This window comes from Pseudomonas sp. TMW22080, from assembly GCF_022496745.1.
Lineage (GTDB): Bacteria > Pseudomonadota > Gammaproteobacteria > Pseudomonadales > Pseudomonadaceae > Aquipseudomonas > Aquipseudomonas bubulae.
Window position 1 is genome coordinate 59,306 of sequence record NZ_SCFF01000003.1, and the last position, 26,340, is coordinate 85,645.

Below are 26,340 nucleotides of genomic sequence, written 5' to 3' on the forward strand. Positions count from 1 at the left end.
GGCATGAACCGACTCCCCGCCCTGCCTGCCTGCTGCACGCCATTGCGTGACGACTGGCCCTTGCCAGAGGTCCTGCCCGCCAGTGTGTGGCTGAGCACAGACTTTATCCCGGCACAGCTTGAAGACGACGACTTTGCCCGCAGTGCAATCGATATGCCTGCGAGTATTCAACGCTCAGTGGCCAAACGCCAAGCCGAATTTCTGGCCGGGCGCCTGTGCGCCCGCGCAGCGCTGCGGCAACTGGATGGTACTTGCGTGGCTCCCGGCCTGGGTGAAGACCGCGCGCCCGTGTGGCCAGACCATATCAGCGGCGCCATCACCCACAGTAACGGCCGCGCCGGGGCACTGGTAGCCTTTAAACGTGACTGGCAGGCCCTGGGCATCGACCTGGAAACCCTGCTCAGTCTCGAACGCGCCAGGCGCCTGGCCAAGGAAATCCTTACTCCCGATGAGCTTGTGCGTATGGCCGCCGGGCCTGCAGATCAGATTGCGCTGCTGGTCACCTTGACGTTTTCGGTCAAGGAAAGCCTGTTCAAGGCGCTATACCCGCTGGTGCAAAAACGCTTCTACTTTGAACACGCCGAAGTGTTGAACTGGACCCCCCAAGGGCATGTACGCCTGCGCCTGCTCACCGACTTGTCACCTGAGTGGCAACATGGCAGTGAGCTGGATGCGCAGTTTTGCCTGCTGGACGGGCAACTGCTCAGCGTGGTGGCGATAAAAGCCTGACCCCGTTGCCCTGTGGCCGCGGGATACGCCCGCCATGCTATCGTGCGCGCCCCTGTTCGAACGGTTTGCCACCATGCCTGTGACGTCTCGCGCCCTGCGTCTGGCGCTGTATTGCCTGTTGATCCTGGCCGGAGCCATTCTGGCTGGCGGCTGGGCGATGCGTCAGGCCAAACAGCACGCACTGGAAGAGAGCGCCAGGCGCGGGCCTGAACAATTGAGCCTGTATGCCAATTCGCTGTACACGGTGATCGAACGCTATCGCGCCCTGCCAGCCGTACTGGCACTGGACCCGGAGTTGTCGGACGCACTGGCGCACCCCATGACGCCACAGGTGCAGGCGCTGCTCAACCGCAAGCTGGAACGTATCAACGGTGCAGCACAATCTTCGACACTGGAGTTGCTCGACAGCACCGGCCTGGCAGTAGCCGCCAGCAACTGGAACACGTCCAATAGTTACGTCGGTCACAACTACGCGTTCCGCCCGTATTTCAGCCAGACACGCAGCCAGGGTACCGGCAGCTTTTATGCCGTGGGCGTAACCAGCGGCATACCGGGTTACTTTATGTCCAGCGCGGTACAGGGTGCTGACGGCCGGTTTCTGGGCGCCATAGTGGTCAAACTGGAGTTTCCGGAACTGGAGCGCGAGTGGAGCCACGGCAGCGACACGCTGCTGGTCAGTGACAACCGGGGCATTGTATTTATTGCCAATCAGCCCGGCTGGCGCTATCGCCACCTGCGCGAGCTGAACGACCGCGACCGCAGCGCCATCAGCGTGACGCGACAATACGACAAGCAACCGCTAACGCTGATGACCTCGCAGACCTTGCACAGTTTTGGTGACAACAGCTACCTGAGCCGCGTCAATGGCCCGCAGGGCCAGGCTGACTACCTGTGGGGCTCGCAACCCCTGAACATCGAGGGCTGGACGCTGCACTTGCTGCGTCGCCCGGCAATACCGGCCGAAGACAGCCGCAATGCCGCCCTGGCGGCAATCGGCCTGTGGCTGACGCTGGTATTTCTGGGGCTGTTTTTACTCCAGCGCTGGCGGCTCGCCCGTTTGCGCCAGCGCAATCGGGCAGAACTTGAACAACTGGTCGAGGCCCGTACCCGGGATCTGCGCACCGCCCAGGATGGCCTGGTGCAATCCGCCAAACTGGCGGCGCTGGGGCAAATGTCAGCGGCGCTGGCCCATGAAATCAACCAGCCCCTCACCGCCCAGCGCATGCAGCTGGCGACCTTGCGCCTGTTGCTCGATCACGGTCGTATCGATGACGCCTACAAAGCCCTGGAACCCCTGGAGCAGATGCTCACACGTATGGCCGCCCTCACCGGCCACCTGAAAACCTACGCCAGGCAAAGCCCCAGCGGCCTGCGTGAAAAACTGGATCTGGCTAATGTGGTGGATCAGTCCCTGCAGCTGCTGGAGCCGCGCCTGAAGGACGAACAGATCGACTTGCGCGTCAATCTGCAGCGTCCGGCCTGGGTGCGTGGCGACGCAATTCGCCTGGAGCAGGTACTGATCAACCTGCTGCGCAATGCCCTGGACGCCATGGGCGACAAACCGCGTAAACACCTTGAGATCCGTATCGAAGCCGACCAGCAACTGTGGCGCCTGACCGTCACTGACAGCGGCGGCGGAATTGCCGATGAATATTTGGGTAAAATTTTCGACCCGTTCTTCACCACCAAACCCGTGGGCGATGGATTAGGCTTGGGCCTGGCGGTGTCATACGCCATTGTTCATGAAATCGGTGGTCGCCTGACTGCTTGCAATCACGTTGATGGCGCGCAATTCACGCTGACACTGCCCATCGCACAGGAATCTTGAGACATGCTCAACTCGGTGATCGTGGTCGATGATGAGGCCAGTATTCGCAATGCCGTCGAACAGTGGTTGAGCTTGAGCGGCTTTGACGTGCAGCTTTTCAACAACGCCGAAGACTGTCTGCACCGGTTGCCTGCGCATTTTGCCGGAGTGATTGTCAGCGATGTGCGCATGCCGGGTATGGGCGGCCTGGCCCTGCTGACCCGGTTGCAGCAACTGGACGCGGATTTGCCGGTGATCTTGCTGACCGGCCATGGCGATGTACCCATGGCAGTAGAAGCCATGCGTGATGGCGCCTACGACTTTCTGGAAAAGCCCTTCAGCCCCGAAGCCCTGCTCAGCAGCCTGCGCCGCGCGCTGGAAAAGCGCCAACTGGTACTGGAAAACCGCCGCTTGCATGAGCAGGCGGGCCTGCGTGAGCAGATCGACGGGCGCCTGCTTGGGGTATCGCGCAGCTTGCAGACCTTGCGCCGTCAGGTCCTGGAACTGGCGCCTCTGCCCGTCAATGTGTTGATTCGCGGCGAGACCGGCAGCGGCAAGGAGCTGGTCGCCCGCTGCCTGCATGATTTTGGCCCACGTGCCGACAAGCCCTTTGTGGCCCTCAACTGCTCGGCAATCCCCGAGCAACTGTTTGAAGCCGAATTGTTCGGCCATGAAAGCGGCGCCTTTACCGGCGCCCAGGGCAAGCGTATCGGCAAGCTGGAGTACGCCGATGGTGGCACCTTGTTTCTGGATGAAATCGAAAGCATGCCACTGGCCCAGCAAGCCAAACTGCTGCGAGTGCTGCAGGAGCAAAAACTCGAGCGTCTGGGCTCCAACCAGAGCATCAACGTGAACTTGCGGGTGGTTGCCGCCACCAAACCCGACCTGCTCGACGAAGCCCGCGCCGGACGCTTTCGTGAAGACCTGGCCTATCGCCTGACCGTGGCCGAATTACGCCTGGCGCCGCTGCGTGAGCGGCGCGAGGATATTCCCTTGTTGTACGACGCCTTTTCACGCAATGCCGCTGAACGCCTGGGGCGCAGTGCACAAGTGCTGAGCGGCCCGCAGCTGTCGCGTCTGCTCAGCCATGCCTGGCCAGGCAATGTGCGCGAGCTGGCCAACGTAGCCGAGCGGGATGTGCTGGGTTTGGGCGAGCCGCAATTGCCCGACACCGACGCGGGGCAATCACTGGTGGCGCAACAGGAAGCCTTCGAGGCGCAGTGCCTGCGCGCGGCGCTGACCCGGCATAAAGGTGATATCAAGGCAGTGCTCAATGAGCTGCAGCTGCCGCGACGTACCCTGAATGAGAAAATGCAACGCCACGGGTTGGCGCGTGAAGCATTTTTAAGTGCCGAATAAACCACCCCCCTGGCCTTTCGGGAGAGGGACGCGGGGCTTTTGTTCAGCCCTAGCGCGCCTTGTCCTCACGCCCGCGCAGTACCTGGTCGGGCATCGCCAGCGCCGCCGCCAGCCCCAGCAATGACACTGCCGCACTGATGCTCAACAGATGACGGAAGGTCAGCAGCAGTTCTGCTCTCAGGCTTTGCAGCGCCGGCCCCTGAACCGCGCTCAGACTGTCGAGCAGTACATTGCCCGAGCTGCCTTCGCCAATCAGCGGCTGGCCCATGACCGGTACCGGTAACGAGTCATGCAGCAATGCCAGCAGCAGGGCCGACATCAAGGCCACCCCCATCGCCCCGCCCAGGGCACGAAACAGGTTGGTGGTGCTGGTCGCCACGCCAATATCATGCTGTTGCACCGAGTTCTGCGCGCCCACCAGCGACGTCGGGAACTGCATGCCGGAAGCTATCCCGCTGAACAGCATAAACACCCCGCTCAACAACTCGGCGCCGGGCGGGCTGAATGCCATGCCCAAAATGGACAGGGGCATCAGCGCCGCCCCGCTCAAGATCATCGGTTTGTAGCGCCCGGTTACCGAAGTCATGCGACCGGCAAAATAAGCCCCCATCGGCAACCCGATGGCCAGCGGCAACAGGTGCAGGGCCGCGCTGTCGGCACCGGCGCCAGTGATGCTCTGATAGCGCAGCGGCATCAACACAATCAGCGAAATAGCCTGAAAACTGGTGAAAAATACCGTGCACCAGCACAGCACCGCATGGCGGTTGGCAAACAGGTGCATGGGCAGCAACGGCTCTGGCGTGCGCCGTTCATGCCAGACAAACAGCGCCAGGGCGATCAGCGCCACCACCAGAAAGCCTGCGACCTGTTGGTCATGCCAGCTTTGGCCCTGACCGATAAAGGTGATGCTCAGCAGCAGTGAAGTCAGGCCCAGGATCATCAACATAGTGCCCAGGTAGTCAATCACGGGTTTGCGCTGCGGCACCGGCAGGCCGACCAGGGTACGGTGGGAGATCCACCAGGCCGCCAGCCCCAGCGGCAGGTTGATCAGGAATACCCAGCGCCATGACAGGTACTCGGTCATATAACCGCCCAGCACCGGCCCGGCAACGCTGGCCAGGGCATACATGCTGCTGAAGTACCCCTGGTAGCGGCCGCGTTCACGGGGCGGGACGATATCGCCGATGATCGCCTGGCTGACAGAAATCATCCCGCCGGCGCCAATGCCCTGAATGATCCGCGCCAGCACCAACTGCTCCATGTTCTGTGCCAGCCCGCAAAACAGCGAAGCCAGGGTAAACAGGCCCATGCCGAACAGCATCAGGCGGCGGCGCCCGTACAGGTCACCGAGCTTGCCGTAGATCGGCACCGCCACGGTCATGGCCACCATATAGCCGGAAATCACCCACGCCAGCTGGCTGACATCCTTGAACTGGGCGGAAATGGCGGGCATGGAGACGGCGACGATGGTCTGATCCAGCGCCCCCAGAAAAATCGCCAGCATCAGGGCAATCAAAATGCTGCGAATGGCCGGTTTGGCCTGGGGAGGCTGGTTCAGACTGGTCACGTGAACACCTGTAGGCGAAGCTTGTATCGGATGGCCCTCAGTGTACTCGATAGGATCCTATTCGATAGCTTCGTAAGGGAGCCCGACGTAATTTTCTGCAATGGTGGTGCGGCCTGCCTCGGAGTCGACGAAATACGCCAGCTCGCTGTCAGTAATGCGCTGGCTGAAGCCGTCGCTGTCCGGAAAACGGTGCAACATCGAGGTCATCCACCACGAGAAGCGCTCGGCCTTCCAGATACGCCGCAGGCACACCTCGGAATAGCGCTCCAGCAAGTCGGTGCGGCCCTCGGTGTAGACCTTGCACAACATAGTGAACAGGGTGCTGACATCGCTGGCCGCCAGGTTCAAACCCTTGGCCCCGGTCGGCGGCACGATATGAGCGGCATCCCCCAGCAGAAACAGGCGCCCGTACTGCATCGGTTCAACGACAAAACTGCGTAGCGGCGCGATACTTTTCTCGAGGGAAGGCCCGGTCACCAGGCGTTCGGCCAGGGCCGTGGGCAGGCGGGTTTTCAGCTCGTCCCAGAAGCGCTGGTCGGACCAGTCCTCGACCTTCTCCCCAGCAGGAACCTGCAGGTAATAACGGCTACGGCTGGCCGAGCGCTGACTGCACAGGGCAAAACCGCGCTCGTGGCGGGCATACACCAGTTCGTCATTGACCGGTGGAGTGTCGGCCAATACACCGAGCCAGCCGAAGGGATACACCCGTTCGAAAATTTTCAGTACATCACTCGGAATCGACTGGCGCGCCACCCCGTGAAAACCATCGCAGCCCGCAATGTAATCGCAGTCCAGGCGCCAGCTTTCGCCCTCTTTATCGAAGGTGACATAAGGCGTATCGGTTTTCATATCGTGGGGCTGGACGTTGCTGGCGCTGTAAAGGGTTTGTGCGCCGACGGCCTCGCGAGCGTCCATCAGGTCGCGGGTGACTTCGGTCTGGCCATAGACCATCACGGTCTTGCCGCCGGTCAGGCCCTTGAGGTCGATATGCACCTGGCGATCATCCAGCGCCAGCTCAAAGCCCGCATGCACCAACCCTTCGGCGTCCATGCGCTGGCTGACACCGGCCTGGCGCAACAGGTCGACCATGCCCTGCTCCAGCACCCCGGCGCGAATCCGCCCGAGGACATATTCGCCGGTCTGGCGCTCGATGATGACGTTATCAATCCCGGCGTTGTGCAGCAGTTGGCCAAGCAGCAGCCCTGAAGGACCGGCACCGATAATAGCGACTTGAGTTCTCATTATTGTTGTCTCTCGCAGACTCGACCCCACGGGGTGAGTAGATTCTTATAGGTTAGTGCCTGTATTTTTCGCTTGCGAGAGCAGCAATTGAAGGTGATAACCCTGGGATTACCGGTACTTTTCGCCAATTAGTGCGATTATCGGCCGACGATACGACAACAGGTACGACGCCAATGATTCCTTCAGTCCCGGTGTTCAAGCTTTATGGCGAGCAGCAAGACCGACTTGGCCCCGATCTGCTGCACTGCGAAACCATATCGCTGCGCAGCCGCGTCCACGATTGGGAGATCCGCCCGCACAGGCACGCCGACCTGTGCCAGTTGCTCTATGTCCACCAGGGTCGGGCGCAGGTTGAGGTCGAGGGGCAGCGCCATATCCTGGAGCAATCGGCGGTTCAGGTTATCCCGCCTTTGTGCGTACACGGGTTTGAGTTTTCGCCCAACGTAGAAGGCTTTGTCCTGACCCTGGCCGCGCCGTTGGTGGCGCAGTTGCAAGCCCAGCTGGGCGACAACATCAGTCTGTTGCAGCGGGTCGCCAGTTACCCCGCAGGCAAGGACAGTGATTACCTCAACAACCTGTTCAGTGAGCTGCAAAGCGAATACGACAGCGTACGCCCTGCCCGCGAAATGCTGCTGCAGTCGCTGGTCAGCGTGCTGTTGGTGTGGGTGGCACGCCAGGTGCTCCAGCGGCGTGAGGCGCGACAGTTGCTACCACGGGGGCACGAGTATCTGGGCCTGTTCAATCAACGGGTCGAGGCGCAGTTTCGCCAGCAGCCCAGTGTTGAGCAGTTGGCACATCAGGTGGGGATTTCAGTGGCGCACTTGAACAGCATCTGCCGCGAGCTGGCGGGACAGTCGGCGTTGCAGATCATTCACCAGCGGTTGTTATTGGAGGCCAAGCGTCATTTGATTTATACACCGATGACCATCAGCGAAGTGGCTGATAGCCTGGGTTTTGCAGATCCGGCGTACTTTGCGCGGTTTTTCCGACGCCTGAGTGGGACATCACCCAGTACTTTTCGAACCGGGCGGACTGACATAATCAGCCCGCCCTGACACTCCGGGGCATCCTACCTCAGAGCGCTGAACATGGCATTGCAGTGCGCGCCATTGCAACTGGCGATCAATCCGGCTGCCTGGCGGGTTTGCTCGGCGCGGTAGCAAGCGCTAGCAAACAGGACAGCGGCAGCGAAAACGATAAAAACAGTCATACATGTTGTTTTTGTTTTGGTAGTCATGGCATTGGCTCCCTTGACGTCACAGCTTTGAGGCTAGTTCAGACACAGGTTCTTGCCATGCCAGTTGTACGAGTGGTCGTGCCCGATTTCATCCTTCAAATGGACTAGACATGTAATTCCTGTAGCCGCTGCAGCGAGGGAAAACTGCACTTGTGGGAGCGAGCAGGCTCGTTCCCACAATAGGGCTTGATCTGCAACAGCGTATCTATAGATATTTATCCCACACCGGTTCGTCGGTAAAGCGCTCGGCGAGGAAGTCGAGCATGCTGCGCAGCGTGGCCGGCATATGTTTACGTGAGGCGTACACCGCGTAGATGTTCATCAGGCGCGGTTCTGCTTCGGGCAACAGGCGCACCAGCTCACCGCGCTGTACAAACACCCCGGCCTGATAGCTGGGCAGCAGCGAAATTCCCGCGCCAGCCAGTGTGGCACTCAACAGGGTGCTGGCTTCATTGGCGCTGATATTGCCCTGCACCGGTACCGACACCTCCTCACCCTCGCAGGTGAAATGCCACATGCTCTTGCCGTAGTAGGAATGGGTCAGGCAGTTGTGCCCACTAAGGTCATCGACCTGCTGCGGCGCCGAGTGTTGGCGTAAATAGGCCGGGGATGCGCACAGCACCGAGCGACAAACGGTCAGCTTGCGGGCAATCAGGCTCGGATCCAGGTCATTGCTGGTACGAATTGCCAGGTCGATGCGTTCATCCACCAGGTTCACGGTACGATCGAGCATCTGCAGGTCGATGCTGACCTGGGGGTAAAGCCGTACGTAGTCGGTGACTGCCGCCGCCAATTGCGCCTGGCCGAACGAGGTGCTGACGCTGATCCGCAACAGCCCCCGCGGCGCATCACTGGGCACATCCACCGCGGCCTGCATGTCGTCGGCCAGTTCCAGCAACTGCCGGCAGCGCGGCAGGGTTTCATTGCCCGCTGCCGTCAGACTCAGCTTGCGCGTGGTGCGGTGCATCAGGCGTGCGCCCACCCACTCTTCAAGTTCGGCCAGGTAACGCGACACCACGGGGCGCGACAGATCCAGGTGGTCGGCTGCCGCAGACTGGCTACCGAGGTCGACGACGGTGACAAACACCCGCATTGCAATAAGACGATCCATGATCTGCCCGATATCTGAAACAAACTATGTTCAAGCATCGCATTTTTAGTTCGCGATCGGGCAACTAAGCTCTGTCCATCGCCAACCCTGGCCACTGATTCAGGAATCACCCATGAGCGGATTTTCCACCCTTCGCCGTTTTGCCCTCAGCGCTGCAATGCTGGGTTTTGCAGCCCATGCGGCGGCGGCCCCGGCGCCTTTGACCCTTGACGTGTACAACCCCGGTGCAGCGGCGATTTTCCCGGTTTCTTCGGTGCTGATCAGTGGTGACAAGGACGCCATCCTGGTCGATGCCCAGTTTGGCAAGGCCCAGGCCCGCCAGGTGGTCGACAAGATTCGCGCAAGCGGCAAACACTTGACCACCATTTATATCAGCCACGGCGACCCGGACTACTACTTCGGCCTGGAGACCCTGACCCAGGCGTTCCCGGACGCCAAGGTGGTGGCCCCGGGGCCGGTGGTTGAGCATATCAACCAGACCAAAGATGCCAAGCTGGCGTTCTGGGGCCCGCAGATGGGGGCCGATATGCCGCAACAGTTGATCGTGCCGCAGGTGCTCAAGGGCAACACCCTGGACCTTGAAGGGCGTGAACTGGATATCGTCGGCCTGAGCGGACGTCAACCGGACCGCACCTTTGTATGGATCCCTTCCATCAAGGCGGTGGTGGGCGGAGTGGTAGTGGCCGACAACCTGCACGTATGGATGGCCGACACCCAGACACCGCAATCGCACAAGCAATGGCTGGCCACCCTTAAACGTATCGACAGCCTGCAACCGAAAATCGTGGTACCGGGCCATTACCTGGGTGACAGCGACCGCTCGTTGAAAGCGGTGTACTTCACCCGCGACTACATCAAGGCGTTTGACGAAGAGGCGCTCAAGGCCCGCAACTCGGGCGAATTGATAGCGGCCATGAAAAAACGCTACCCGGACCTGGGCGAAGAATCTTCGCTGGAACTGAGTGCCAAGGTGGCCAAAGGCGAAATGCAGTGGTGAACGCTACTACCTACTCACTGGAGAATATCATGAGCAAAATCGCAATCATCGGGGCTACCGGTCGTGCCGGCAGCCAACTGCTGGAAGAAGCCCTGCGTCGTGGTCACAGCGTCACGGCCATTGCCCGCAATGCCTCGAAAAAACTGGGTGAGCGTACGGGAGTGGTGGTCAAGGATGTCGATGTCAACAACGCCCAGGCCTTGCAGGACGCCGTTGCTGGCCATGATGTGGTGCTCAGCGCCGCGCATTTCTCGACCCTGCCGGCCTCGGCCATTATCGAGCCGGTAAAAAAAGCCGGGGTCAAACGCCTGCTGTTTGTGGGCGGTGCAGGCTCACTGATGCTGCCGGGTGACACCAAAGTCATCGACAGCCCGGGCTTCCCCGACGAATACCGGCCTGAAGCCACGGCGGGCGGCGTCTACCTCGACACCTTGCGCGGCGAAAAAGACCTGGACTGGAGCTTCCTGTCACCCTCGGCCGAATTTGTCGAAGGCGAACGCACGGGCAAGTTCCGTCTGGGCAGCGACCGCCTGCTGATTAACAGCGAAGGCAAAAGCTGGATCAGCTTCGCCGATTTTGCCATCGCCATGCTCGATGAGGTCGAACAGCCCAAGCATTCCCGCCAGCGCTTTACGGTGGGGTATTAAGTTTCAGGGTACGGGGCGATTGCGCCATTTCGCGCTTCGCCCCTTGCCGGTGGACTCAATCAAACCTTCGGATTTCAAAGCGCGTAACACCAGGCGCACCGTGTCTCGGCTCGTACCGGGGCATGCCTGCTCAATCTCGCTGATTGAAAAAGGCAGTGAACGGTTCAGTACGGCTATGCGAACGCGGCTGCTCTTGTTACCGTACTTTTTCTCGATGGTTCCAACCCGCGCTTCAAACTCTTTATAGGCTTTGATCAGCGCGCCCCAAAAGTAATTGAGCCAAGGCCCTGCATCGTGAGTGCCTGAATGCCAATTAACAGAGCTGGCCTCCAGGGTTTCGTAATAGCTCTCCTTGCTGTCTTCAAAAATCCGCTCAAGGCTGATGAAACGGCCTACGACGTAATCAAACTGATAGAGCAGCAAGAGAGTCAGCAGGCGTGCAACGCGACCGTTGCCATCTGCAAAGGGGTGGATACACAAAAAGTCCAAAACACACAACGGAACCAAAACCAGTGGATCGGCAAGTTTTTGCTGATTTGCGCTGTAATAGCGGCTTAGCAGATCACTCATGGCCATCGGCGTCAGATGAGCGGGAGTGGGTGTGAATCTCACCCTGAGACTGCCATCAGGATGACGCTCGATGATGTCGTTGTTGGTTGATTTCCAGCTGCCTCCCTCTTGTGGCAAGTATCGATAAAGAATCGTATGTAACTGGCGTACCGTGCCTTCCGAGAAAGGCATGGCATCGCAGGCTTCGTGTATCAGCGACAGCGCATCCCGATAGCCGGCAACTTCCTGCTCGGAGCGACTTTTAGGCTGGGCATTTTTGATCATCAAGGATTTCAGGCGGCTGGGCGAAACGATTACGCCCTCCAGACGGCTGGATGATTCTGCGGACTCAATTACTGCCTGCTGCTTGAGATCTGCGAGCGCTTCTGCCGATTGGGCGACAAACAGCTTTTGCTTGCCCCTGTACTCGCCCAGCGCCCTCAGGGTTGAAAGCTGCAGGCCGTCAAAGCGAAGTTGGGTCAGATGTTCGACGGTGAGCGAGTGCATAAACGTCCTTAAATAGGGTAATCCAAAGGATTAAATGGGGCTTTATTGACTGTTTTTACCCCATTTACTCAAGAAATACCCCCTTTAAACTGTTACAGCGATTTTTTCCGCACCAGGAGAATGGGCTGTATCGATACAGGGTTAATCCGTGCAGCGCGTCTGCTCCACCAGCCAGTCCAGCAACTCGCGCAACGGCGCAGACGCCTCGTGGCGTGGTGAGCACACCAGCAGGTAGGCGGCGCCGGTACGCACTTTGAAATCGAAAGGCATGGCCAGTCGGCCTGCCTTGAGGTCGTCGCCAATCAATGACCAGTCGCCTATCGCAACACCGTTGCCCTGGGCGGCAACGGTCATGGCCAGGTCCAGGGTGTCGAAGTACTGGCTCTTGCGGATCGCCGACACATCGCCCCCCGCCGCATTCAGCCACTGGGTCCAGTCCTGCTGGTCTCGGCTGGGATGTAGCAGGGTGTGCTGCGTCAGATCGCCCAGCTGGTTGATGGCATCGCGACCCTCCAGCAGCTGCGGGGCACACACCGGGGTCAGTTGTTCGTCAAACAGGTGCCTGCCCTGTCGCTTGGGCCCTGGCTGCGGGCTGTACACCACTGCCGCATCAAACGCCTCACGGCGAAAATCCACCCCGTGCTGCACACTACTGGTCAGTTCCACCGGCACATCCGGGCGCAATGTTTGCCAATGCAGCAATTTGGGTAGCAGCCAGCGCAGCATGCAGGTGGGTGCCTTGATCTGCAGCGGGGTACGGCGAATGCTGGCGTACTCCACGGCCTCGCCAATCAGGTCGAATACCTGTTCGATACGCGGGTACAGCGCCTGGCCCTGCTCGGTCAGGCTCAGGCCACGGGCCTGGCGGTGGAACAGCGGGTAACCCAGATGCTCTTCCAGCCCGGCAATTTGTCGGCTCACCGCCCCTTGGGTGATATGCAACTGTTCGCCGGCACGGGTGAAGTTGCAGCACTGGGCCGTGATCAAAAACGTATGCAGCGCAGGAAGTGGTGGAAGGCGTTTCATCAATGGTCAGCCATGAGTCCAGGACATGGCTAGTATGAGCACGTTTGCGTTGTGCGTACCACAGCCGGCCGTTTCAATGGTCTTTTCCAGAACAAAAAAGGAACAGGACACATGGCGACGTGCGGCGAAGTATTGGTCAAGTTGCTGGAGGCGTACGGAGTCGAACAGGTGTTCGGCATTCCGGGAGTGCATACCGTTGAGCTGTATCGAGGGCTGGCCGGTTCGACGATCAACCACATCACCCCGCGTCATGAGCAGGGTGCTGGCTTTATGGCCGACGGCTATGCCCGCACCAGCGGCAAACCGGGGGTGTGTTTTATCATCACCGGGCCGGGAATGACCAATATCACCACCGCAATGGGCCAGGCCTATGGCGACTCGATCCCGATGCTGGTGATTTCCAGTGTGCAGTCGCGCAGCCAACTGGGCGGCGGGCGCGGCAAGCTGCACGAGCTACCGAACCAGAGCGCGCTGGTGGCCGGGGTGGCGGCGTTTTCCCATACGCTGATGTCGGCGACGGAACTACCAGGCGTACTGGCCCGGGCCTTTGCCCTGTTTCAGGCCGGCCGACCGCGGCCGGTGCATATTGAAATACCTCTGGACGTGCTGGTGGAGAATGCCGACGCCCTGCTCGCCAGCCTGCCGGTGAGCATTGCCCGCCCCGGCGCCGCGCCTGCTGCCATTGAACAGATGGGCCAGCTTCTGGCCCAGGCCAAACACCCGCTGATTCTGGCGGGTGGCGGCGCCATCGATGCAGCGCCAGCCCTGTTGCAACTGGCCGAGCGACTGGGCGCGCCGGTGGCCCTGACCATCAACGCCAAGGGCATGCTGCCCTCCTCTCACCCGCTGTTGATCGGCTCGACCCAAACCCTGGTCGCCACCCGCGCGCTGGTGGCCGAAGCGGATGTGGTGCTGGCGATCGGCACCGAGTTGGCCGAGACCGATTACGATGTGACTTTTGCTGGCGGCTTCGAGATCCCGGGCGCGTTGCTGCGTATTGATATCGACCCGGACCAGACCGTACGCAATTACCCGCCGACCCTGGCGCTGGTGGCCGATGCCAACCTGGCGAGCGAGGCATTAGTGGCAAGTCTTGCGCAGTTGCCAGCACGGGATCCGCAGTGGGGCGCTGTGCGGGTCAGCCGTCTGCAGACGCAGTTGGCCACCGAATGGGATGCCCCGACCCGCGCCCAGACGCGTTTTTTGCAGGCGGTTTTCGATGTTCTACCGGATGCCGTGTGCGTCGGCGATTCGACTCAGCCGGTGTACACCGGCAACCTGACGTTTAACCCCGAGCAGCCACGGCGCTGGTTTAACTCCTCGACCGGCTACGGCACCCTCGGCTACGCCCTGCCCGCGGCAGTGGGGGCCTGGCTGGGGCGGCGGGCCAATGGCAAAACGGGTGGCCCGGTGCTGTGCCTGACAGGTGATGGCGGACTGCAATTTACCCTCGCCGAACTGGCCAGCGCAGTGGAAGCGCAAACCCCGATCATCGTGCTGCTGTGGAATAACCAGGGCTATGGTGAGATCAAAAAATACATGCTCAATCGCGCCATCGAACCCGTGGGGGTCGATATCTACACCCCGGACTTTATCGCTGTGGCCAAGGCGCTGGGCTGCGCCGCGCAGGTGGTCGAGGGCGAGGCGCAATTGCGCGCCGCCCTGGCCAGTGCCGCCGACCGCCAGGGGCCAAGCGTGATTGAAATCGACGAGGCGCGCTGGCAAGAATTGCTGACACTATAGGCTCATGCGCAGGCGCGCCAGGTCTCGAACAGGTGGCGCGCCAAACTGGCGGCTGTACTCGCGGCTGAACTGCGACGGGCTTTCGTAACCCACACGGTAACCCGCCGCCGAGGCATCGAGCCCCTCGCTGAGCATCAGTCGCCGGGCTTCGTTGAGACGCAGCTGCTTTTGGTACTGCAACGGGCTCATGGCGGTCATGGCCTTGAACCTGTGGTGCAAGGTCGACACGCTGAGATTGGCTTCGCGCGCCAGGCTGTCGATACGAAGCGGCTGCTCAAAGTTGCCGTTAAGCCAGGAAATAGCTCGGCTGACGCGATGGTTCTGGCTGTTCTGGCTGGCGATTTCATACAAGCGATAGCCCTGGGGGCTGCGCAACAACCGATACAGAATCTCACGGCGAATCAATGGCGCCAGCATGGCAATGTCTTTGGGTGTGTCGAGCAGACGTGTCAGACGCAAGACTGCGTCGAGCATCGGCTGGTCTATAGGCTCAACATACAGCCCGCGCCCGGTGGGTCGCGACGGCACGCCCAGGGGGCCGGCATCGCTGATCAACGTGGTGATTTCCACCGGATCGATATCCAGACGCAAGGCCAGTACCGGGTGTTCGGGGGAGATTTCCAGCACCCGGCCACTGATCGGCATCGACACGGACACCACCAGATAATTGAGCGGGTCGTAGGCAAAGTACTCGTCCGCCAGACGCACCTCCTTGCGCCCCTGGGCCATGATGCACAGCGCGGGTTTTGGCAGGCTGGGAGCGAAATCGCTGGGATGACTGTGGCGCGACACAAACAGCGCGTCGACACCGGTGGTGAACGAACCGTCTTGCGGGGCATGGCGAAAAATCAGGTCAGCCAGTTCCACGCGCTGTTTTTCAAGCGCGGGCTCGAGCGCGGGTCGCGGCGGTTCCAGCAGTGACATGGGTTGCATCCTCATCAAAGCAACAGGGCAGGCACAGCTTAAGTTTGTGCAAGGCCAAGGGGTAGCTGATTTCTGTCGTTGTCTTGCCTGATCCTGTCATTGCCTGAAGGCACAGGCCTGCCCAAGCCGTTGCAGACGCTTGACCTTGCTCGAAACCCTGATGAACTGGCCCTTTGCCCGATGATGCCATGAGGCAGCGGTTCGGTGCGCTTTTGCAGAATCGTGCAAGCCTGGGGCAGGAATCGACTAACGGCGTACAGGGGCCGGCCCCTAAGCTTTGAACCTCCCCCCAACACCACTTTGCTTTGTGGAGGCCTGCATGCCCCAGCTTAATGCCGTCAGTCATTTGACACTGGTTCGCGCCCGCGCAGGGTGTTCGGCCCGGGTCGAGGCTTGCCTGAGCCAGTTGATCGAACCGACGCTCCAGACCCCCGGCTGCCTGCACTTTGCCTTGCAGCATTGTGATAACGACCCGCAGCTGTGGCAGGTGGCGGGCTACTGGCAGGATGAACCCTCGATGCTCGCGTATTTCAATTCATCGCTTATGGAAATATACGGCGCGCTGGTGCACCAGCAAGTGGTGGACAGTCTCGATTTTCAGACCTTCAGCGATGTGGGCGGGCTGAACAGGTAGAATGCCGGTTTTTCCATAGGCCGGGAGTTGAAGCATGGCGCGTAAAGAATTTGCACAGTTTGAAGCGGTATCAGCTGTAGTTCCGGTTGAGCCCGGCGTTTATCACGCAGCGATTGCGGTCAAAGCCTTGTACGAAGGTGGAGCGCCGCGCTTTCACAAAATTCTCACCGAGCACACCTTCAAGACTGCGACCGCCGCCGATGCCGCCGCGGCCGAGCAACTTGAAGCCCTGCAAGGCGTCACTGATGACGCCGAACTGGTTTGGTAATCAGCGTGGGCGATGCATTTTGAACAGTGCTTCAGGGCCCAGCTGGAAGTAGTCCGCCGGGCCGCCACCACGCAGGATCGGTTCGGCGGCCGCGGTATCGTAAATCCCGTCCTTGAGCAGGTGCCTGGCAATATGCACCGCCACCACCTCCCCCAGAATCAGCCAGCTCGGCACCAGTTCCTTGTCTGCCCGTTGCAACTGAATGATCTGGGTGACCTTGCATTCGAACGACACCGGCGTCTCGGCCACCCGTGGCACGCTGATCACCCGTGACGGTACGGTGCTCAGCCCGGCCAGCTCGAACTCATTGACCTCGGGCCCAACCATGGCACAGCTCTGGTTCATGGCTTCGGCCAGCGGCCGGGTGGCGAGGTTCCAGACAAACTCGCCGGTTTGTTCAATGTTATTGAGACTGTCTTTGCGGCCCACACTGCAAAACCCGATGATCGGCGGGATGTAGTTGAACGCGTTGAAAAAACTGTAAGGCGCAAGGTTCAGACGGCCCTGGGCATCCTGTGACGAAATCCAGCCGATAGGTCGCGGGCCGACTATGGCATTGAACGGATCATGGGGCAGGCCGTGGCCCTGGGAAGGTTCATAGAAATGGATATCGTCATGCATGGGAAGTGTCCGCAAACGGCTGAGATAGAGGGCCTATAGTGCAAGGCATTTGCCGGGATTACAAAAGCTTGCGAGGTTTTGTAGCAACTGCCGTAGGAACGAGGCTGCTAAGGATTGGATCTCCACTGTCTTACCCCCAAAAACGACTAAGCCCGGCCAAGGCCGGGCTGGAGTGCCTGATTCAGGTGTTAGCTGAAGTGGGCGCCGTGAGTGCGATCGTAGCCATCAGCAGCGAAGGTGTCCGATTTGGTACGGCTGAAACCGTCTTCTGCAAAGGTGGCCGAGCCGGTTTTGTCGTAGCCGTCCTCTGCAAACGTAGCCGAACCTGTGCGGTCATAACCGTCAGCAGCAACTGCAGCAGAACCTGTACGGCTGTAGCCATCTTCAGCAAAGCTCGACGAATGGGTTTTATCGAAACCATCGGCGGCAAAAGCGTTGAAGGCCAGGGCAGAAAAAGCAGCAGCGAGGATAAGTTTGGTTTTCATGATAAAGCTCCTTGTTTCGTGTTTGGGGTGTTCAGTGGGTATGGGTTTAAGACTACGCCGATTAATTTGATTAAAAAGCGCAAAAAATAGCACTAAGGAATCGATTAATTCGATATGTAGGCCCGCGCCGAACCAGGCTCTTGACGACGTCCAGCTCCCGGTGGGGCGGCACACATGTTCTGCCGGCCATAGAGGTGTTGCTGAGATTGATAGTGGGCTAACAGAATTAACTGACTATTAATTCAAATAAATCGCACTCACAGACAGGCTTTCATCAGTCCATTACCCATTTTTTGCGGCGCGAGCACCCGTCTTCGCCGGCAAAAAAGCCGGTACCCAAACGGCTTTGTACCCCTCGAGAACTGGAGCCTGGAATGAACGAACTTCCTCAGTTCACCTTGGCGTTTTGGGTGATAAAAGTTTGCGCCACCGCTTGGGAACTGCCTTGGGTGACTACCTGGCGGATGATTCGGAGCTGGATTTCGGCACCATCGGCCCTTGGCGGGTACTGGCGGGGATATTGGTGGCCATGATCGCCGGGAGGCGGATCTGAAAAGCAAACAGGCCGGCCAATTGGCCAGCCTGTCAAATAGCAGTATCGGCTAACCCCTGTGGGAGCGGGTGGGCTGTCAGTCAGTCTCGATGCGCGAGTGCTTGCGGGTGTCTTTCATGGTGGCGTACACCGCCAGCGAGCAGGCAATACAAGCTGTCACGTACCAGTAGTAACCGGTTTCCATACCTGCACTCTTGAACCACAGAGCGATATATTCAGCTGTACCGCCGAAGATCGACACGGTCAGTGCGTAAGGCAAACCAACACCCAGTGCGCGAATTTCCGTGGGAAACAGTTCCGCTTTCACCACGGCGTTGATCGAGGTGTAGCCACTGACAATAATCAGCGCGGCCATGATCAGGAAGAACGCACCCCACCAGGTGGTAATAGTGTGCAGGGTGGTCAGGATCGGTACGGTAAACAGGGTACCCAGTACACCGAAGGCGATCAGGATCGGACGACGGCCGATCTTGTCGGAAAGCGCGCCCACCAGCGGCTGAATGCACATGAACAGAAACAGCGTGGCGGCCGAGATGGTGGTGGAATCCGAGATGCTCATGCCCACCGTGTTCACCAGGTACTTCTGCATATAGGTGGTGTAGGTGTAGAACGCCAGCGTGCCGCCCATGGTCAGGCCAACTACGGTCATCAGCTCTTTGGGGTGGCGCAGCAGGGTGCGCATGGCGCTTTCTTTAGGCTTGACCCTGGTTTTTTTGAACGACTCGGTTTCTTCCATGCCTCGACGCAGATACAGCGCGACCACGGCACACAGGGCGCCGATCACGAACGGTACGCGCCAGCCCCAGCTGTACAGTTGCTCTTCGGTGAGGGTCTGTTGCAGCACGATCAGCACGCCCAAAGCGATAAGCTGCCCCGAGATCAGGGTTACATACTGGAAGCTCGAGAAGAAACCGCGACGTTCCTTGGTCGCCATTTCACTCAGGTAAGTGGCCGAGGTGCCGTATTCGCCACCCACCGACAGGCCCTGCAGCAAGCGGGCGAAGACCAGCAGGATAGGCGCCCACACGCCGATGGTTTCGTAACCCGGCGACAGGGCAATTACCAGCGAACCGAAGCACATCAACAGGACCGAAGCCATCAGCGCGGCCTTGCGGCCTTTGCGATCCGCGTACAGGCCCATTAGCCAGCCGCCGATCGGGCGCATCAAAAAGCCCACGGCGAAGATCGCGGCGGTGTTGAGCAGTTGTGCGGTGGTGTCGCCCTTGGGGAAGAAGGCCTTGGCGAAGTACAGCGAAAACGCGGCGTAAACGTACCAGTCGTACCACTCGACCATATTGCCGACGGAACCGCTGAAAATCGATTTGATACGGCTGGAGGTGGTCTTTTCTTTAGGCGCCGCAGACACGGCCCCGGCAGGCAGGGTGCTGGAGTTATCCATTGAATGGATCCTTCTTTCATTGTTTTTTTATAGCGCGTCAAAACGCGAGCTTGCTGGGCTATAGCAGAACTTGTGCCAACGCTTGAGACCACGGTTTACATGGCTTGCGGGAGATGGGTAGGCGGGAATCCGCTGATTTTCAGCGTTGCAATAAGCGGAAATCCGCCGACAGGCACATGCAGGTATGACTGACGCCACACATCAGCCCCCTCTCCCTGCGGGAGAGGGCCGGGGTGAGGGGCAAACCCTCAGCACAGGCTCAAGGTCGAGCGCTGATCTGCTTCTGCAGGTTCTGCATCTGGCTTTGCAGGGTGTTGATGTTGCGCGTCATCTGGGCACGGAACACATCGAACTCGGCAGCATTGGCACCTTGAGCTGGTGCGGGGCGGTTCTCAAGTTCGCTTTTGAGCACGATCATATCCTGCTCCAGGCGCTCCACCGCCGCGCCCGGGTTGCCCTGTTTCTTCAAGGCCGCCACATCCGTGGCCTGTTGGGCGACACCTGCCTTGAGCGTGGCCAGTTCAGTACCCAGACTTTTGATATCGGCTTCGAGCCTGGCCTGGCTTTCTTTCTGGGCAGTCACTTGCATCAACATCGCGGCATTGATTTGCTCAAAGCGCTGATCCAGATCCCCCTGCTGCCCCGCCACCAGCCCTTGCTGACGCTTGCTCTGCTCAAGCAGCTGTTCTTCTAGCTGCTTGATCTGCAACTTCAAGGCTTCGCTGCCATTGTTGATTGTCGATTCACTGGCAACCACCTTGCCGGATATGGCCTGCAGGCGCCCGGCTGCCTCTTCGCTGATACGGGCAAAGCTCTCCTGGGTGGCCACCAACTGCTGCTCCATCAGCGAAATCTGCTGGAAGCTCCACCAGCCCAGCCCGCCAACGGCCACCAGCAAGGCGCAGATCATGGCCCACAAAGGCCCGGTACTCGGACCCTTGACCTTGATCACCGGGGTATTGCGCGAATACACCGTGGTGCGCTCACGGGCACCAAAGCTGGACGCCGGTTCGTCATGGTCATCGGTATCGGCGCGAAGGGTCGGCACATTGTCAAAGTCGTCGCGGGCATCGTTACGCATCGTAAACCTTTAAAAATGGCGGCAAGCGGTTAGCGGTAAGGGGATTCCTGAGCTTTCCACCAACCACAGAATTCATCAAGCGCGGACCACAGACTCACCTTGGGATCGTAGTCGAGGTAGTGCCGGGCGCGGCTGATGTCGAGGGTAAAGTCTTTATCCATGATCTGCACCCCCAAACGCGAGAGTGACGGCTCGGGCTGCCCCGGCCATAACTTGCAGGCAGCTTCGTTAAGCGCGCCACGACTGTAGGCCGTGGCGTAACCACGATAACGGGTCACTTGGGGCACGTTCATCTGGCGCATCACATAATTGACCACATCCCAATACGGTATCGGCGTGCCATTACTGATGTTGTAGGCCCTGCCCAACGCCGCTGCACTGCTCAACAGGCTGCTCATCAGCGCTTCGTTGAGGTTTTGCATACTGGTGAAATCGACCTTGTTCAGACCGTTGCCAACAATGGCCAGACGACCTTTGCGCTGCTGTTTGATCAATCGCGGGAAGAGGCTCATGTCCCCTGCCCCCGTCACAAAACGCGGGCGCAGCGCAATCACTTCAAGGCCAAACTCCTGGGCACCGAACACCTTCTGCTCCGCCAGGTTTTTAGTGGCGGCAAAAGGGTGCCTGAAGCGCTTGGGCAACTGTTCTTCGGTCAGGTCGGTGTGGTTGCGACCATCGAAGTACAACGCTGCCGATGACAAATGCACCAGACGCCGCACCCGCTGTTTCAGACAGGCTTCAACTACGTTTTCAGTCACCAGCACGTTGTCGCGGTGGAAGTCCTGGTAGCGCCCCCAGGCACCCACATGCCCCGCACAATGCACCACCGCATCGACATCCACGCACAAGTCGCGCACCAGCAGGCCATCGGTCAAATCACCCGGGATAAATTCAGCGCCGCGTCGTACCAGGTGTTCGACACCTTCGGCCCGACGCCCGCTGACCCGTACGTCAAAGCCCTGCTCCAGGGCAAAACGCGCAAAGCGTCCGCCAATGAAGCCGCTTGCGCCGGTGACCAGAATTTTCATCAATCACTCCAAATGCTGTAATTCGTGCTGCTTGCTCTTTAAACGCCGGTTATCAGGCCAAAGGCACTAGCCGAACGCGATAAATGTTCGGTCAGTTGCCCCAGCAGTTGTCCGCCATTGCGCCAATGATGCCAGTACAATGGCACGTCGATGGGCTTATCTGGCAAAAGCTCCACCAGGCTGCCATTTTCCAATTGTTCGCGCACTTGCAGCTCAGGCACCAGCCCCCACCCAAGACCGGCCTCGGTCAAACGAATGAAGCCTTCTGAGGATGGGCACAAATGGTGCTCGAAGCCGCCGTCCACCCCCAGTGCCGCCAGGTAACGATGTTGCAGAAAATCATCCGGGCCGAACACCAGCGCAGGGGTCTTGGGCAACTGCGCGGCGCTGACGCCACCCGGAAAATGCCGGGCGATAAACGCCGGGCTGGCCAGAGCGCGGTAACGCATGGCGCCCAGCAGCACACTGCGGGCCCCGGCGACCGGCCGTTCACTGGCACACAGGCAGGCAGCCACTTCACCGGCGCGCATGCGCTTGAGGCCAACGGTCTGATCCTCAACCACAAGGTCCAGCAACAGGTGCTGCTCGGCGCAAAAATCCCCCACGGCCGGCGCCCACCAGGTGGCCAGGCTGTCGGCATTCAAGGCGATGCGCAGGCGCTCGGGCAAACCTTCATCGTCCAGCGCCGGCACCGCACTTTGCAAGTCACGCTCCAGCAAACGCACTTGCTGTACATGGTTGAGCAGGCGCCGGCCGATTTCGGTCGGGCTTGGCGGCGTGGCGCGTACCAGCACCGGCTGGCCGATACGGGCTTCAAGCAATTTGATGCGCTGGGAGATGGCCGATTGGGACAGCCCAAGCACCTGCGCCGCCCGTTCAAAACCGGCCTGTTCCACAACGGCGGCCAGGGCCGAGAGCAACTTATAGTCGAACATCAGTTTTCCTAATGAGCGATCAGCAATATTGGTTTTTCTTATACATCCAAGGGCAGGAGAATAGCCAGCAGCAACCCCGCCTGCAGTACAACGAGTAATCCTTATGTGGCAAAGCTACCTTAATGGCCTGTTGGTCGCGTTCGGCCTGATTATGGCCATCGGCACCCAGAATGCCTTTGTGCTGGCGCAAAGCCTGCGCCGTGAACACCACCTGCCCGTGGCGGCATTTTGCGTAGTGTGCGATGCCCTGCTGGTGGCGGCCGGGGTGTTTGGCCTGGCGACCCTTCTGGCGCAAAACCCGCTATTACTCAGTGTTGCGCGCTGGGGCGGGGCGGTGTTCTTACTCTGGTACGGCACCCAGGCGCTGCGCCGGGCGTTTTCCACATCGAGCCTTGAGCATTCTGCCAGCCAGACTGCCCGCTCGCTCAAGGCAGTGATGCTCAGCGCACTGGCCGTCACCCTGCTCAACCCCCACGTTTACCTTGATACAGTGTTGCTGATCGGTTCCCTTGGCGCCCAGCAAAGCGTGCCCGGCGCTTATGTGGTGGGCGCGGCCAGTGCTTCGCTGATGTGGTTTTTCACCCTGGCGCTGGGTGCTGCCTGGCTTGCACCGTGGCTGGCACGGCCAAACACCTGGCGCATCCTGGACTTGCTGGTAGCGGTGATGATGTATGCAGTGGCGCTGCAGTTAATTGTTTCGGGCTGAGCATAACCCTGTTCCCACAGGCAAAAAAAAATAGTCCCACATGTGCTGAAACGTCTATCCCACACAGTTGTCGCGTGGTTATGCCGTCACCCCGGTGCTATGATCCTGACCCTGCGCCGCAAAGAGTAAAAACTCATCGGCGCGTGTTTGGCCGCCCGTGATCGGCCTTGCGCTCATCGCAACTGACCTGATTAGGAGAATCATCATGGCTTTCGAATTGCCGCCGCTGCCGTACGCACACGATGCCCTGCAGCCGCACATCTCCAAAGAAACCCTGGAGTTTCACCACGACAAGCACCACAACACCTACGTCGTGAACCTGAACAACCTGGTGCCAGGCACCGAGTTCGAAGGCAAAACCCTGGAAGAGATCGTCAAAACCTCTTCGGGCGGTATCTTCAACAACGCCGCTCAGGTCTGGAACCACACCTTCTACTGGAACTGCCTGGCGCCAAACGCCGGCGGCCAACCGACTGGCGCGCTGGCTGATGCCATCAACGCTGCCTTCGGTTCGTTCGACAAGTTCAAAGAAGAATTCAGCAAGACTTCCATCGGCACCTTCGGCTCCGGCTGGGGCTGGCTGGTGAAGAAAGCTGACGGTTCCCTGGCCCTGGCCAGCACCATCGGCGCCGGCAACCCGCTGACCAGCGGCGACACCCCGCTGCTGACCTGCGACGTTTGGGAACACGCCTACTACATCGACTACCGCAACGTGCGTCCGAAGTATGTAGAAGCGTTCTGGAACCTCGTTAACTGGAAGTTCGTTGCTGAGCAGTTCGAAGGCAAACCCTTCACTGCCTAAGTCTCGCTCCAGATAAAAAAACCCGGCATTGCCGGGTTTTTTTTGGCTTGCTAAAAAGCCCATCCAATCCGGGCCAGCTAGTATGAAAGCGGCGGGAATTTTTCAGGCTGCGCCTCAAGTTCAAGGTGAAGATACCGACACAGTAGCCGTTACAAGCGCTGCACATTGGTCACTTGCACTCTGGCAAAAAATCGTTCACATACAAGGCCACAGGCATTAATGGCAGGAACAGGGAATAGCGCTTTGAAGCGGCAATTCAAAAACAGCTTGTCACTCAAGTTGCTCCGCATCGTGCTGCTTTCAGCAGTGGTCGTTGGAGGCGTGCTGAGCTGCGCACAGATCGTGTTCGACGCCTACAAAGTCCGACAAGCCGTTACGGCAGATGCCGAACGAATCCTCGACATGTTTCGCGACCCCTCAACCCAGGCGCTTTACAGCCTGGATCGCGATATGGCCATGCAGGTTATCGAAGGTCTGTTCCAGGATCCGGCGGTGCGCAAGGCTGCCATCGGCCATCCCAATGAAGCGCCGCTGGCCGAAAAAAACCGCGAGTTGCAAAGCTCATCGAGCCGCTGGGTGACCGACCTGATACTGGGTCAGGAGCACAGGTTCCGCATTCCGCTGGTTGGCCAAGGCCCATACAGCGAGTACTACGGCGACCTGAGCATCACCCTCGACACCGCAACTTACGGTCAGGGCCTGTTGACCGATTCGGCGGTGATGCTGTTTTCCGGCCTGTTGCGCGCTCTGCTCATGGGGCTGGTGTTGTATCTGGTCTATCACTGGCTGCTGACCAAGCCGCTGTCAAAAATCATCGGGCACCTGACCAGCATCAATCCCGATCGCCCCAGCGAACATGTGATCCCTCTGCTCAAGGGCCACGAGCACAACGAGCTAGGGGTGTGGGTCAATACATCCAACCAGTTGCTGGCCTCGATCGAGCGCAACAACCGTTTGCGTCACGAAGCCGAAAGTTCGTTGCTGCGCATGGCCCAGTACGACTTTTTGACCGGCCTGCCCAACCGCCAGCAATTGCAGGGGCAACTGGGCAAGATCCTCACCGATGCCGGCCGCCTGCAACGCCGTGTCGCCGTGCTGTGCGTGGGCCTGGACGACTTCAAGGGCATCAACGAACAGTTTGGTTATCAAACCGGCGACCAGTTGCTCCAGGCCCTGGCCGACCGTTTGCGCGCCCACAGCGGCAGCCTCGGTGCGCTTGGCCGTCTGGGCGGCGATCAATTTGCCCTGGTGCAGGCCCATATCGAACAGCCCTATGAGGCTGCCGAACTGGCCCAGAGCATTCTCGACGACCTCGAATCGCCGTTCAGCCTTGACCAGCAAAATATCCGCCTGCGCGCCACCATCGGCATCACCCTGTTCCCTGAAGACGGCGATACCACCGAGCAGTTGCTGCAAAAAGCCGAACAGACCATGACCCTGGCCAAAAGCTATTCGCGCAGCCGTTATCAGTTTTATATCGCCAGCGTCGACCGCGAGATGCGACGCATGCGCGAACTGGAAAAAGACCTGCGCGAAGCCCTGCTGTGCAACCAGCTTTACCTGGTCTATCAACCGCAGATCCGCTACAGCGATCACCGCGTGGTCGGCGTAGAAGCCCTTCTGCGCTGGCAGCATCCGGAGCACGGCATGGTGCCGCCCGACCTGTTCATCCCGCTGGCCGAGAAAAACGGCAGCATCATTGCCATTGGCGAATGGGCGCTGGACCAGGCCTGCGGCCAGCTGCGCGAATGGCACGACCTGGGTTTCAGTGAATTGCGCATGGCCGTCAACCTGTCCACCGTGCAGTTGCACCACATAGACCTGCCCCGGGTGGTCAACAACCTGCTGCAACGCCACCGCCTGGCCCCGCGCAGCCTTGAGCTGGAAGTGACTGAAACCAGCCTGATGAAAGACATCAGCACCGCCGCCCAGCACCTGCTGAGCCTGCGACGCTCCGGTGCATTGATTGCGATTGATGATTTCGGTACCGGTTATTCATCCCTGAGTTACCTCAAAAGCCTGCCGCTGGACAAAATCAAGATTGATAAAAGCTTTGTGCAGGACCTCATCGATGACGGTGACGATGCCACCATCGTGCGCGCCATCATCCAGCTCGGTAAAAGCCTTGGCATGCAGGTCATCGCCGAAGGTGTCGAAACGGTCGAACAGGAAGCCTATGTGATCGCCGAGGGCTGCCATGAAGGCCAGGGCTACCTGTACAGCAAACCCCTTGGGGCACGGGAGCTGGTGGCTTATCTCAAGCAGGCCCGACGTAACAAGGCCGTCATTATGTAAGTCCTTATTTCGAGATTCACGAAAGACCCGGGGCAGAGCTGAAGTAAATAAGAAATATTTCCAACAGTAGCCCTTTACAGAAAATGCA

General features: G+C 59.5%; 24 protein-coding genes. 12 read left to right on the top strand and 12 right to left on the bottom strand.

Annotated elements, in window-relative coordinates; genetic code table 11:
* The first annotated feature begins 3 nt into the window (after positions 1-3).
* From EQV96_RS10555 to EQV96_RS10565, 3 genes are all read left to right on the top strand, one after another.
* Positions 4-729 (top strand): 4'-phosphopantetheinyl transferase superfamily protein, encoded by a 726-nt coding sequence (locus tag EQV96_RS10555; RefSeq protein WP_095003055.1) that lies wholly within the window; start codon positions 4-6, stop codon positions 727-729.
* Positions 730-802: 73 nt separating this feature from the next.
* Complete coding sequence (locus EQV96_RS10560) at positions 803-2,557, top strand: ATP-binding protein (protein ID WP_240881996.1); 1,755 nt, start codon at positions 803-805, stop codon at positions 2,555-2,557.
* Between the two features lie 3 nt (positions 2,558-2,560).
* Positions 2,561-3,895, top strand: a complete 1,335-nt coding sequence (locus tag EQV96_RS10565) for a sigma-54 dependent transcriptional regulator (RefSeq protein WP_095024302.1) — start codon at positions 2,561-2,563, stop codon at positions 3,893-3,895.
* 49 nt (positions 3,896-3,944) lie between these two features.
* Here the strand turns inward: EQV96_RS10565 and EQV96_RS10570 are convergent, their stop codons facing one another.
* Together EQV96_RS10570 and pobA are read right to left on the bottom strand one after the other, a co-directional pair.
* Complete coding sequence (locus EQV96_RS10570) at positions 3,945-5,462, bottom strand: MDR family MFS transporter (RefSeq protein ID WP_095019413.1); 1,518 nt, start codon at positions 5,460-5,462, stop codon at positions 3,945-3,947.
* Between the two features lie 57 nt (positions 5,463-5,519).
* Positions 5,520-6,704 (bottom strand): 4-hydroxybenzoate 3-monooxygenase, encoded by a 1,185-nt coding sequence (gene pobA / locus EQV96_RS10575; protein ID WP_095003052.1) that lies wholly within the window; start codon positions 6,702-6,704, stop codon positions 5,520-5,522.
* Between the two features lie 173 nt (positions 6,705-6,877).
* Here pobA and EQV96_RS10580 point away from each other — a divergent pair, with 173 nt between their 5' ends.
* Positions 6,878-7,759, top strand: coding sequence for a helix-turn-helix domain-containing protein (locus EQV96_RS10580; protein WP_095019411.1), 882 nt, complete (start codon positions 6,878-6,880; stop codon positions 7,757-7,759).
* A 387-nt stretch (positions 7,760-8,146) separates the two neighbouring features.
* Here EQV96_RS10580 and EQV96_RS10585 read toward each other — a convergent pair whose 3' ends face one another.
* Positions 8,147-9,052, bottom strand: a complete 906-nt coding sequence (locus tag EQV96_RS10585; protein ID WP_095003050.1) for a LysR family transcriptional regulator — start codon at positions 9,050-9,052, stop codon at positions 8,147-8,149.
* A gap of 112 nt (positions 9,053-9,164) precedes the next feature.
* On the opposite strand from EQV96_RS10585, the gene EQV96_RS10590 reads away from it, so the two are divergent.
* Both EQV96_RS10590 and EQV96_RS10595 read left to right on the top strand, forming a co-directional pair.
* Positions 9,165-10,049, top strand: a complete 885-nt coding sequence (locus EQV96_RS10590) for an MBL fold metallo-hydrolase (protein ID WP_130871929.1) — start codon at positions 9,165-9,167, stop codon at positions 10,047-10,049.
* A gap of 29 nt (positions 10,050-10,078) precedes the next feature.
* Positions 10,079-10,696: an NAD(P)-dependent oxidoreductase gene (locus EQV96_RS10595; RefSeq protein ID WP_240881998.1), complete on the top strand. Its 618-nt coding sequence runs from the start codon at positions 10,079-10,081 to the stop codon at positions 10,694-10,696.
* 3 nt (positions 10,697-10,699) lie between these two features.
* Here EQV96_RS10595 and EQV96_RS10600 read toward each other — a convergent pair whose 3' ends face one another.
* Entirely contained in the window at positions 10,700-11,752 is a 1,053-nt protein-coding gene (locus tag EQV96_RS10600) for a Fic family protein (protein WP_095003047.1), read from the bottom strand.
* A 141-nt stretch (positions 11,753-11,893) separates the two neighbouring features.
* The gene (locus tag EQV96_RS10605) at positions 11,894-12,778 is read right to left on the bottom strand and encodes a LysR substrate-binding domain-containing protein (RefSeq protein WP_153327336.1); all 885 of its coding nucleotides are present in this window, start codon (positions 12,776-12,778) and stop codon (positions 11,894-11,896) included.
* Positions 12,779-12,889: 111 nt separating this feature from the next.
* Here EQV96_RS10605 and EQV96_RS10610 point away from each other — a divergent pair, with 111 nt between their 5' ends.
* Complete coding sequence (locus EQV96_RS10610) at positions 12,890-14,521, top strand: 5-guanidino-2-oxopentanoate decarboxylase (protein ID WP_240882000.1); 1,632 nt, start codon at positions 12,890-12,892, stop codon at positions 14,519-14,521.
* On the opposite strand, the gene EQV96_RS10615 is transcribed toward EQV96_RS10610, so the two are convergent.
* Positions 14,516-15,445: an AraC family transcriptional regulator gene (locus tag EQV96_RS10615; protein ID WP_095003044.1), complete on the bottom strand. Its 930-nt coding sequence runs from the start codon at positions 15,443-15,445 to the stop codon at positions 14,516-14,518. The two genes, EQV96_RS10610 and EQV96_RS10615, sit on opposite strands and share 6 nt — an antisense overlap.
* 319 nt (positions 15,446-15,764) lie before the next feature.
* Between EQV96_RS10615 and EQV96_RS10620 the strand changes: the two genes are divergently transcribed.
* Entirely contained in the window at positions 15,765-16,079 is a 315-nt protein-coding gene (locus EQV96_RS10620; protein WP_095003043.1) for an antibiotic biosynthesis monooxygenase family protein, read from the top strand.
* Between the two features lie 34 nt (positions 16,080-16,113).
* A complete protein-coding gene (locus EQV96_RS10625) occupies positions 16,114-16,347 on the top strand; it encodes a hypothetical protein (protein ID WP_095003042.1) in 234 nt (77 codons plus the stop codon).
* On the opposite strand, the gene EQV96_RS10630 is transcribed toward EQV96_RS10625, so the two are convergent.
* From EQV96_RS10630 to EQV96_RS10655, 6 genes are all read right to left on the bottom strand, one after another.
* A complete protein-coding gene (locus EQV96_RS10630) occupies positions 16,348-16,968 on the bottom strand; it encodes a flavin reductase family protein (RefSeq protein ID WP_095003041.1) in 621 nt (206 codons plus the stop codon).
* Positions 16,969-17,156: 188 nt separating this feature from the next.
* Positions 17,157-17,453 (bottom strand): hypothetical protein, encoded by a 297-nt coding sequence (locus EQV96_RS10635; RefSeq protein ID WP_095003040.1) that lies wholly within the window; start codon positions 17,451-17,453, stop codon positions 17,157-17,159.
* A gap of 629 nt (positions 17,454-18,082) precedes the next feature.
* Positions 18,083-19,405, bottom strand: coding sequence for an MFS transporter (locus EQV96_RS10640; protein WP_095019406.1), 1,323 nt, complete (start codon positions 19,403-19,405; stop codon positions 18,083-18,085).
* A gap of 259 nt (positions 19,406-19,664) precedes the next feature.
* Positions 19,665-20,486, bottom strand: a complete 822-nt coding sequence (locus tag EQV96_RS10645) for an ATPase (protein WP_095019405.1) — start codon at positions 20,484-20,486, stop codon at positions 19,665-19,667.
* 29 nt (positions 20,487-20,515) lie between these two features.
* A complete protein-coding gene (locus tag EQV96_RS10650; protein WP_095003037.1) occupies positions 20,516-21,514 on the bottom strand; it encodes an NAD(P)-dependent oxidoreductase in 999 nt (332 codons plus the stop codon).
* A 38-nt stretch (positions 21,515-21,552) separates the two neighbouring features.
* Positions 21,553-22,449 (bottom strand): LysR family transcriptional regulator ArgP, encoded by an 897-nt coding sequence (locus EQV96_RS10655; RefSeq protein ID WP_240882002.1) that lies wholly within the window; start codon positions 22,447-22,449, stop codon positions 21,553-21,555.
* A gap of 103 nt (positions 22,450-22,552) precedes the next feature.
* On the opposite strand from EQV96_RS10655, the gene EQV96_RS10660 reads away from it, so the two are divergent.
* From EQV96_RS10660 to EQV96_RS10670, 3 genes are all read left to right on the top strand, one after another.
* Entirely contained in the window at positions 22,553-23,155 is a 603-nt protein-coding gene (locus EQV96_RS10660) for a LysE/ArgO family amino acid transporter (protein WP_095003035.1), read from the top strand.
* 205 nt (positions 23,156-23,360) lie between these two features.
* Positions 23,361-23,957 (top strand): Fe-Mn family superoxide dismutase, encoded by a 597-nt coding sequence (locus tag EQV96_RS10665; protein WP_095003034.1) that lies wholly within the window; start codon positions 23,361-23,363, stop codon positions 23,955-23,957.
* A gap of 243 nt (positions 23,958-24,200) precedes the next feature.
* Positions 24,201-26,252 (top strand): GGDEF domain-containing phosphodiesterase, encoded by a 2,052-nt coding sequence (locus EQV96_RS10670; protein WP_095003033.1) that lies wholly within the window; start codon positions 24,201-24,203, stop codon positions 26,250-26,252.
* The last annotated feature ends 88 nt before the right edge of the window (positions 26,253-26,340 follow it).

What these genes read in the sequence shown, in the direction of transcription:
- EQV96_RS10555 (WP_095003055.1), top strand. Translation starts at nt 4, where the DNA reads ATGAACCGACTCCCCGCCCTGCCTGCCTGCTGCACGCCATTGCGTGAC.
- EQV96_RS10560 (WP_240881996.1), top strand. Translation starts at nt 803, where the DNA reads ATGCCTGTGACGTCTCGCGCCCTGCGTCTGGCGCTGTATTGCCTGTTG.
- EQV96_RS10565 (WP_095024302.1), top strand. Translation starts at nt 2,561, where the DNA reads ATGCTCAACTCGGTGATCGTGGTCGATGATGAGGCCAGTATTCGCAAT.
- pobA (WP_095003052.1), bottom strand. Translation starts at nt 6,704, where the DNA reads ATGAGAACTCAAGTCGCTATTATCGGTGCCGGTCCTTCAGGGCTGCTG.
- EQV96_RS10580 (WP_095019411.1), top strand. Translation starts at nt 6,878, where the DNA reads ATGATTCCTTCAGTCCCGGTGTTCAAGCTTTATGGCGAGCAGCAAGAC.
- EQV96_RS10585 (WP_095003050.1), bottom strand. Translation starts at nt 9,052, where the DNA reads ATGGATCGTCTTATTGCAATGCGGGTGTTTGTCACCGTCGTCGACCTC.
- EQV96_RS10590 (WP_130871929.1), top strand. Translation starts at nt 9,165, where the DNA reads ATGAGCGGATTTTCCACCCTTCGCCGTTTTGCCCTCAGCGCTGCAATG.
- EQV96_RS10595 (WP_240881998.1), top strand. Translation starts at nt 10,079, where the DNA reads ATGAGCAAAATCGCAATCATCGGGGCTACCGGTCGTGCCGGCAGCCAA.
- EQV96_RS10600 (WP_095003047.1), bottom strand. Translation starts at nt 11,752, where the DNA reads ATGCACTCGCTCACCGTCGAACATCTGACCCAACTTCGCTTTGACGGC.
- EQV96_RS10605 (WP_153327336.1), bottom strand. Translation starts at nt 12,778, where the DNA reads ATGAAACGCCTTCCACCACTTCCTGCGCTGCATACGTTTTTGATCACG.
- EQV96_RS10610 (WP_240882000.1), top strand. Translation starts at nt 12,890, where the DNA reads ATGGCGACGTGCGGCGAAGTATTGGTCAAGTTGCTGGAGGCGTACGGA.
- EQV96_RS10615 (WP_095003044.1), bottom strand. Translation starts at nt 15,445, where the DNA reads ATGTCACTGCTGGAACCGCCGCGACCCGCGCTCGAGCCCGCGCTTGAA.
- EQV96_RS10620 (WP_095003043.1), top strand. Translation starts at nt 15,765, where the DNA reads ATGCCCCAGCTTAATGCCGTCAGTCATTTGACACTGGTTCGCGCCCGC.
- EQV96_RS10625 (WP_095003042.1), top strand. Translation starts at nt 16,114, where the DNA reads ATGGCGCGTAAAGAATTTGCACAGTTTGAAGCGGTATCAGCTGTAGTT.
- EQV96_RS10630 (WP_095003041.1), bottom strand. Translation starts at nt 16,968, where the DNA reads ATGCATGACGATATCCATTTCTATGAACCTTCCCAGGGCCACGGCCTG.
- EQV96_RS10635 (WP_095003040.1), bottom strand. Translation starts at nt 17,453, where the DNA reads ATGAAAACCAAACTTATCCTCGCTGCTGCTTTTTCTGCCCTGGCCTTC.
- EQV96_RS10640 (WP_095019406.1), bottom strand. Translation starts at nt 19,405, where the DNA reads ATGGATAACTCCAGCACCCTGCCTGCCGGGGCCGTGTCTGCGGCGCCT.
- EQV96_RS10645 (WP_095019405.1), bottom strand. Translation starts at nt 20,486, where the DNA reads ATGCGTAACGATGCCCGCGACGACTTTGACAATGTGCCGACCCTTCGC.
- EQV96_RS10650 (WP_095003037.1), bottom strand. Translation starts at nt 21,514, where the DNA reads ATGAAAATTCTGGTCACCGGCGCAAGCGGCTTCATTGGCGGACGCTTT.
- EQV96_RS10655 (WP_240882002.1), bottom strand. Translation starts at nt 22,449, where the DNA reads ATGTTCGACTATAAGTTGCTCTCGGCCCTGGCCGCCGTTGTGGAACAG.
- EQV96_RS10660 (WP_095003035.1), top strand. Translation starts at nt 22,553, where the DNA reads ATGTGGCAAAGCTACCTTAATGGCCTGTTGGTCGCGTTCGGCCTGATT.
- EQV96_RS10665 (WP_095003034.1), top strand. Translation starts at nt 23,361, where the DNA reads ATGGCTTTCGAATTGCCGCCGCTGCCGTACGCACACGATGCCCTGCAG.